The 8357-nt window shown below is 40.2% G+C and carries 5 protein-coding genes; all 5 read right to left on the bottom strand.

The features are described from left to right. Positions 1 to 117: 117 nt before the first annotated feature. Complete coding sequence (locus tag V7137_RS17000) at positions 118 to 3153, bottom strand: glycoside hydrolase family 2 TIM barrel-domain containing protein (protein ID WP_335699184.1); 3036 nt, start codon at positions 3151 to 3153, stop codon at positions 118 to 120. A gap of 63 nt (positions 3154 to 3216) precedes the next feature. Continuing rightward, positions 3217 to 4041: a carbohydrate ABC transporter permease gene (locus V7137_RS16995; protein WP_335699183.1), complete on the bottom strand. Its 825-nt coding sequence runs from the start codon at positions 4039 to 4041 to the stop codon at positions 3217 to 3219. Then, complete coding sequence (locus tag V7137_RS16990) at positions 4034 to 4903, bottom strand: carbohydrate ABC transporter permease (protein ID WP_335699198.1); 870 nt, start codon at positions 4901 to 4903, stop codon at positions 4034 to 4036. Before V7137_RS16990 ends, V7137_RS16995 begins: the two co-directional genes overlap by 8 nt. A 216-nt stretch (positions 4904 to 5119) precedes the next feature. Beyond that, a complete protein-coding gene (locus V7137_RS16985) occupies positions 5120 to 6409 on the bottom strand; it encodes an ABC transporter substrate-binding protein (protein ID WP_335699182.1) in 1290 nt (429 codons plus the stop codon). Positions 6410 to 6584: 175 nt separating this feature from the next. Next, entirely contained in the window at positions 6585 to 8348 is a 1764-nt protein-coding gene (locus V7137_RS16980) for a sensor histidine kinase (protein ID WP_335699181.1), read from the bottom strand. Between the last annotated feature and the right edge of the window lie 9 nt (positions 8349 to 8357).

The following is an 8357-nucleotide window of genomic DNA, read 5'->3' as shown; positions in this document are numbered from 1 at the left end:
AGGAGTCTTCGTGCCTTCCGCTACAATCAACTTGGCAATAAAATTTTTACAAAGCTTACTTATAAGGAAAGAGCCTGGCAATATCAGGCTCTTTTCTTTATTTGATCCATTTCATAATTAAATTCTATTGATCACAAACTCAAATTCCATGTCTTGATTAGCATGAATAAGATGTTCTTCATGCACTGGAGCACCCCAGCTGTCGTCTCCGCCAACGCCAATCTGCTTACCTGCGACCGTCACAACCGTGTAATGGACATTCGGAAGCTCAAAATGATGTTGAGCATTCTCAAGTTCAAAAGCAGTATATGGGGAAAAATTGCACTCTAGTGGTTCAGCAACTGTTGATATTTTTATTCCCTGTCCTTGCTTATTCGTCACACTAACTCGACGTACTCCTGTTCGGTTGCCCGACTCTTGTGGCATCACATATCCGGACACATTATCAGACACTTGGTTTTTAAAGATACCCAGTCTTGCACCCATTGCACGATCCGAGTAATTTTCTTCTGGCCCCATCGCATACCATTCTAATTGATCATAATCGGCAGGTACCTTAAAGGAGACCGCGAAAATCGGCAGTTGCGGAAGATTTTCTGCTCCATGATAAACCGATTTCACTCGAACACTGCCATCAGGAAGAACCGTATAACCTACTTTTACCACTACTTCTTCACTAATAGCTAGTTTATAAGTAAACATGACAGATACCTGACCTTTGGCTTCTTCGACCTCTATCCCCACGCATTTGCGTGTAAGACTAGCTGCGTACCAAAGACCCGAATGAAAACCTTGCGAATAACCGCGATCATTATCTGTTGTAGCCCGCCAGAATAACGGTGCCGGTGGCAGGGCAATCATCTCTTTCCCCGCATAGTTTAGTGAAACAAGGCTGCCGGCCTGCTTTGAGAAGATGATTGTAAAGTCGCGGCCGTGGACGCCAATATTGACATCCCCAGTCACAACCCGTAATTCTCCGTTTACCTGAACCGGTTCCTCAGATGACTCCACCTGAAACACAAATTGTCCAAACGCGATCTCATAGCCTGCGTCCGCCCAGAGATTACTTTCCTTCAGCTTAAAAGTGGTTTGAATACAATATTCGCCAGATGTACTCGTGTTTTCAGCTGGCAAGATAAATTCAACGCGCCCTTCACTCTGAGGTGCCACATTTACTTCGAGCTGATCCCGATACAGTTCCTTCCCTTCAAGGTAGAGAATGTATTCCAAATCATAATCGGACGTATCGGCGAAAAGACTTTCATTCTGAATGGTTACCCCGGAACGGTCCGGTACCAGCTTTAGGTTTTGATACAAATACTTTACTTCCTGCATCTTTGGCGATACTTCTCGATTGGCGTACACAATGCCATTCGTACAGAAGCCGTAATCGGAAGGCCGGTCATCAAAATCGCCGCCGTATGCCAAAAATTCTTTTCCATAACGGTCCTTTTTGATAATGGATTGATCAATATAATCCCAAATAAAGCCACCTTGATACATTGGATATTTCTGCTCTAAATCAGTATATTTGTACATTCCGCCAAGTGAATTTCCCATCGCATGCATATATTCGCAGCTAATGTATGGCTTTGACGGGTTATCGTTCAAATAATTCTCAATGTCAGCTGGCTTCGCATACATGCGGCTTTCCATGTCACTAGTATCATTGTACTCACGTGCATGGAAAACACCTTCATAATGTACCAGTCGGCTCGGGTCCACTCTCTTAAAATACTTAGAAACGTTTAGAATGACCTCACCCGCATACGATTCATTGCCACACGACCAAATGAGGATGGACGGGTGATTCTTATCTCGTTCGTACATGGATACCGCCCTGTCCATGACAATGTTCTCCCATTCAGGCTTATTCCCGGGGATGTTCCAGGATGGCTCGACTGCCCCCATCTTCTGCCATGATCCGTGCGTTTCCAAGTTCATCTCATCAATAACATAGACACCATACTCGTCACATAATTCGTACCAATAACTTTGATTTGGATAATGAGACGTCCGGACAGCATTGATGTTATTTTGTTTCAGCGTTTTAATGTCCCAGAGCATGTCTTCCTTCGTAATCGCCCGACCCGTCCGGCAATTAAATTCATGGCGATTGACACCCTTAAATACAATCCGTTTACCATTCAGGCACATGATTTTATCAGCCATTTCAAATCTTCTGAAGCCAACCTTTTGCGGAATGACCTCAACCAACTTACCTAACTCGTTATATACTTGTATATATAACTTATACAAATAAGGATTTTCTGCGCTCCATAGTTCCGGTTGATCAACCGCCATCGAAACCGTCCATTTCCCATCAATGAAATCACCATTTTGCGTTACCACTATCTGACCCTCGGTATCATACAATTCAGCCACTATTTTTGATGGTAAAGCCACGTCAGATAGAAGTTTTAGGTCTGCTCGAAGCGTCCCTTTCGTAAAAGAAGAATCCAACTCTGCACGGATATCGGCGTCATAGACGTGAATTTCCGGTACAGTATAGAGATAAACATCGCGAAAAACACCTGAAAAACGCCAGAAATCTTGATCCTCCAGCCAACTTCCTGTGCTTCGCTGGTAGACCTCTACTGCCAGTTTATTTTCACCCTTCGTAAGAAAAGGGGTGAGTTCAAACTCTGCTGGAGTGAAAGAATCCTCACTGTAGCCGACAAACTCCCCGTTAACCCACACATAAAAGGCTGATTCTACCCCTTGAAATGAAATATACACAGGCTTATTTTCCATATTTTGAGGAACAGTAAACATCTTCACATAGCTGCCCACCGGATTATGATCGAGTGGAATTTCTGGAGGACGGATCTCGTTAAGGCCGTCCCATGGGTACATGGTATTCACATATTGTGGTTTTCCGTAGCCCTGAAGCTGGATGTGTCCTGGTACAGTGATGTCCCCCCAGCCAGAACAATTAAAATCCCCGCGGTAAAAATACTCCGGACGATTATCGGGATTGACGCTGTAGTTAAATTTCCAGTTTCCGTTTAAATTATGGCGCATTGCCATTGGACCTGCCGTTTTTGCCTGTTCCAGTGTTTCGTAATATTGGTGATCTGAATGCGCTTGTAGTCGATTTACGGCAAACACATTCACATCGGTAAGCCAATCTATTTTTGGAATTGTTGTCATCATGATCACTCTTTCTAATTGCATTTTTCCAAAATGGTAAATTTTATTTATTTCACCTTCCTACTATTTAACAGATCCCATCATGCCAGCGACGAAATGCTTTTGCATAATGAAGAAGATTAGGGCTGCAGGCAGAGTTGCAATCACAATCGCTGTCATAATCATTCCAAAATCAGGTGAGTAGCTTGAACCAAGGTTAGAGATTAACAACGGAATTGTTTGATTTTCCGGCGACTGCAACACTACTAACGGCCATAAATAACTGTTCCAACTAGCCATGAAGGTAATGATCGCTGCTGCAGCGTAAGTCGTCTTCATTGTAGGAACATAGATCCTGAAGAAACATCCCAATTCTGATAGACCATCAATTCTTCCCGCTTCAAGAATTTCCTTCGGAAACATCTTGGTGCTTTGTCTAAAGAAAAAGATAAGGTAGGCGGTAGTAACCGTCGGTAAGATGACAGCTGCAATTGTATCAATACCAATCATCGGTAAGTTTTGTGAAATGGTGGCAAACATTCTAAAGAGCGGTACCATCAAAGCAGCAAAAGGAATCATCATTGAAACTAGCAAAATATTAAATACAAAATCCTTCGATTTACTTTTATAAATTTCAAATCCATATCCAGCCAAGGAGGCAATCAGCATGGCAAGGATGGTTGTTAGAACTGAGATTTTTGTTGAATTTATTAATGCAGGTACAAGATCAACTGTGTCCAGGAGATTGTGAAGGTTTTGCATAAAATGACTGCCAGGCAGCATCCTTCCTTGCGTTACATCGACAGACTTATTTGTCGAACTTACAATCATCCATAGAAATGGAAACATAGAGACAATCGCTGCGATGATTAGGACCGTATAACTGAATGTGTTTTTTAGCTTATTCATTTTTATCACCTGCCACTTTAAACTGAATAATGGAGAAGATGACGATCATAATTACAATCGCATAAGAGACCGTAGCTGCATATCCAAAGTCAGGAGTATACTTGAACGATAAGTTGTAGATGTACTGAGAAATCGTCATGGTCGCATTACCCGGTCCACCCTTGGTAATATTCATGACCTCGTCAAATAACTGAAGCGTACCGATTGTTGAAGTGATGGATGTAAATAGGATAATTGGCTTCAACATTGGGATGGTTATTTTGAAAAATTGTTGAACTGCCGAAGCACCATCTATTCTTGCCGCTTCATAGATCGATTCATCAACGTTTTGAAGAGCGGATAAATAGAATATCATGTTATAGCCAGTCCAACGCCAAGTGATAGCCACAATAATGGCAATTTTGGCCCAAAAGGGATCCGTGAGCCATTGGATGGGTTCCGAAATTAGTGAAACTTTCATTAACATGATATTAATTATGCCATCTTGACCAAACAAATATTTGAAAATGACGGAATAGGCAACAAGTGAGGTTACACATGGTAAGAAGATCGCTGTTCGAAAAAAGCCCTTGAACTTCAACGTTTTATTATTTAGTAAAACGGAAAGAAATAAAGCAAGTAAAATCATAACTGGTACTTGAATAATCAGATAGATGACTGTATTTTTTACCGTTGTAAGGAACGTTGGGTCCTTAAATAAACGAGTATAATTATCGATACCTGTAAATGTTAAATTAGCACCTACACCAGATTGAAAAGACAAAATAAGAGCCTGAACCATTGGGTAGAAGTAAAACAAAAAGATCATTACGGCAGCGATAATCACAAAGGACCAGCCGATGACATTATTTTTCAACCGAATCTTCCGACCTGAGTTTGCTTTTGGAAGGGTTTGAGTGTGGTTATCTTTCACTGTTATCAATTTTAGTCAACTCCTTACGTTGTAATTTCAAAAAAAGAAAAGAGCCTCAGGAAATCGCCTGACACATCAGATAGCTCCAATTACTGAATGGTAGAAGCCGGCGAATTCCTAAGGCAAAATCTCTTTACAAAGATGTGTTACTTGCTACTAGATGTATTATTTAATTTGTTCTTCCGCTTGTTTTTGAGCATCTTCTAATACTTTATCTAGATCTTTACCTTTAAGGTAATCTTGCATTCCCACTGCTAAAATGTCCTCAATTGCATATGTGTGCATACCATAGTTTACTTGAGGGATTTTCTCTGTCCAAGCAGCAAAGTCAGCAACGACTTTTTGACCTCCGAAGAAATCATCGGCAGCCTTGTAGGCTTCCCCTTCAGCAGCTGGTTTGTAAGTACCAATAGCTCCCATTTCCTTATTCAAGGTCTGATAAAAATCAGCATTAGAACCAAAAGTTTTTGCTAAGAAATCAGCAGCCTTTTCTTTACCTGGAACGTTAAGCACGTACCAAGAGCTTCCTCCTAAGTTAGAAGCGTTTACAGAACCAGAAATTCCAGCTTGTTTCGGCATTGGAACAACTGCCCATTTACCTGCTTGTGATGCCTCAGCCTTAATAGATGGGGTAATCCAGTTACCAGTAGGAACAGTTGCAACATCGCCGCTGTTAAAGCCTGCTACGAATTGACCCCAGTCAGAGACAGGTTTTACTAAATCTGCATCTAAAATTGCTTTATATGTTTGGAATGCTTCCTTTAAAGAAGCGTTGCCTGCTAAGTCAGGTGTAACCCCGTCATTCTTTAAGTACCATGAACCGCTAGTTTGAATCATCATACGAATAAGACCTAGATCTTTTGGATCCTGTGTAAGCATTGCTTTACCAGTTGCTTCTTTTACCTTTTTACCTACTTCAATGTACTTGTTCCAGTCCATTGCTTGTAAATCTTCAACTTTGTATCCCGCTTTTTCCAAATAGTCAGTTCTAACGTATAGTCCCGTTACACCTGTATCAAATGGTAAACCGTAGTTTTTGCCATCCAAGCTGGTAGGAGCAATTTTATACTGTGCAAAATCATCGGCTTTAAAAGAACCAGTTAGCTCATGGAACATATCTGGATACGCTTTAAGGAAGCTTTGCGCACGATAATCTTCAATTAAAACAATATTCGGAAGTCCTTTTGTAGTTCCAGAACTTAAGCTCGTATTTAGCTTTTGAATAATGTCATCTTGAGCATGTTCAATTACTTTAATGTTTACATCTGCGTTTTCTGATTTATAAGCTTCTTTTGCTAGATTCATTGCTTTAATGTTGAAATTTGGGTCCCATGCCCATACTGTTACTTCTTTTGTATCTTTGCCACTGTCGGAAGCATCTTTATCTTTAGTTCCCGAAGAACAGGCAGTTAGCATCAATATACTAACTAAAAAGAGTGCTAGTACTTTTTTCATTGATATTCCCCCAACATTCTATTTTTGTAAGCGTTATCTAACTTACATATATAATGTTATCACCTGTTTGAACGTAAACGTTAGGACGATATTTTTAATGGTTGGTAATATTTTTATAACATGAACACGCTTCCATTTTATTTATTTGGATTATTTTTAGATTTTATGACTATTTTTATATAGTCGTAATTGGCATTGTAATCCGTACCTTTGTCCCTTCGCCTAACTCGCTGGATATCGTCACCCCATATTGTTCCCCGTAAATAAGCTGGATACGCTCATGAACATTACGCACACCAATCCCAGAAAACATCTGTTGCTTCCGCTTTGTATTAGGGAGATTATTTTCAGAAGAGACTTCCATTCCATCTCCATTATCAACCACTTCACAAATTAACGTATCCTCCTCCTGCCAGACAAGCACATTTATATACCCACCAGTCTTCAGATTGAAGCCATGAAAGAATGAATTTTCCATAAAAGGCTGTAGTATTAGCTTTGGTACGTGATATTCCAAACAATCTGGCGCAATAAAATAGTTAACGTTAATCCGATTACCGTACCGTTTCTGATTAATGAGAACGTAGTTTTTTAAATTATCAACTTCTTGGGCAATAGTATTCGTCTCATTGACATTGCCAATTGTATTCTGAAGCAAGGAGATCAACGCACTAATCGTTGCTTCCGTTTCTTCTTTTCCACCTTGCATCACCATGAATTTTATCGAGGTCAGTGTGTTATACAGAAAATGTGGATTGATTTGCTGCTGCAAAGCAGACAATTCCGCATTGCGCTTTTGCTTTTGTGACTCTACCAGCTGTTTAACATACAGATGTAACTCATCGAGCATGGAGTTAAAGGCATTGCCAATTTTCATCGTTTCATATGTGCCAGTTGCAGAAACATATTGGTGGAATTCATGTTTGGACGCATCCTCTATCTGCTTAACCAGACTTGATAACGAATTTGTCAATCTCCTCGTCGCGAGCAAGACAATGATTAGCGCCACAAAGACGATCCCCATGGAGATGAGCACAATATCTTTCTTATCAATTAGGTCTCCGACCGCCTTTTGCTTGTCGATTATATTAAATAAGTACATGTCAAAAGATGGAAGATATTCCATCGAGATAATCTGATCCTTCCCCATAAAGTTATCAATTATATAGTGGTCTGGACTCTTTTCAATTTTCCCTGCGTAGCTAAGCAGGCCCTTTGGTTTTTGCCCAATGAGCTTGGACTGATTGCTAGAAACAATGACCCCCTGCTTGTCTACGACAAACACATTATTACCAGTGCCTGTATAGCTTGTGAAGAACTTTCTAATTTCATTTTCATCAAACGCAAAAAACATAGATCCATAAACAGTCCCATTGATCCGTTCCATTAGCACTTTTGAGGCGACAATGAACCATTTATTCGTTCCATCATTTCGCTTGTCCAATTGGTATACCAGTTTCTTGGGTGCCTTAAACGTATTACTAGTAAGGGTACTTGTCCTTAACTCTTCATCCGTTATTGGCCAGTAGGTACGGTCCGTCGCAAAGCTGAATCCGTTTCTGCCCATGATTAGAATGCTTTCCTCATATGCATCTAAATTGGTTTCGATCCTCTTCATCTGTTGGCCCGTATTATAATAAGCACTAAATTTCTCTTTATTGCTGTACTGTTCCTTCGTAAGAATTTTTTTTATCGTACTGCTTTGAAGGAGATTGTTTGATGCAAGGACGACAGAATAGTTAAAGGACTCGAAGCTTTCCTTTACCTGACTCATTACTCTAGAATTCGTAATACTAAACTTTTTAATAAAAAATTGCTCGGACATCCGAATCGTTGTCCAAGTAATAGTAATCGAAACTGTGATAATCATCATAACCGTAATGAAAAACATAACGATAAACAATCCGTTATGTTTAAAACGTTCGGGAATAAATCTCATAATTCACCA

The sequence above is a fragment of the Neobacillus drentensis genome, assembly GCF_036962765.1.
In the GTDB taxonomy this organism is placed as follows: Bacteria; Bacillota; Bacilli; order Bacillales; family Cytobacillaceae; genus Neobacillus; species Neobacillus drentensis_C.
Note: the sequence above shows the minus strand (reverse complement) of the source record. Positions and strands in the feature narration are given on the sequence as shown.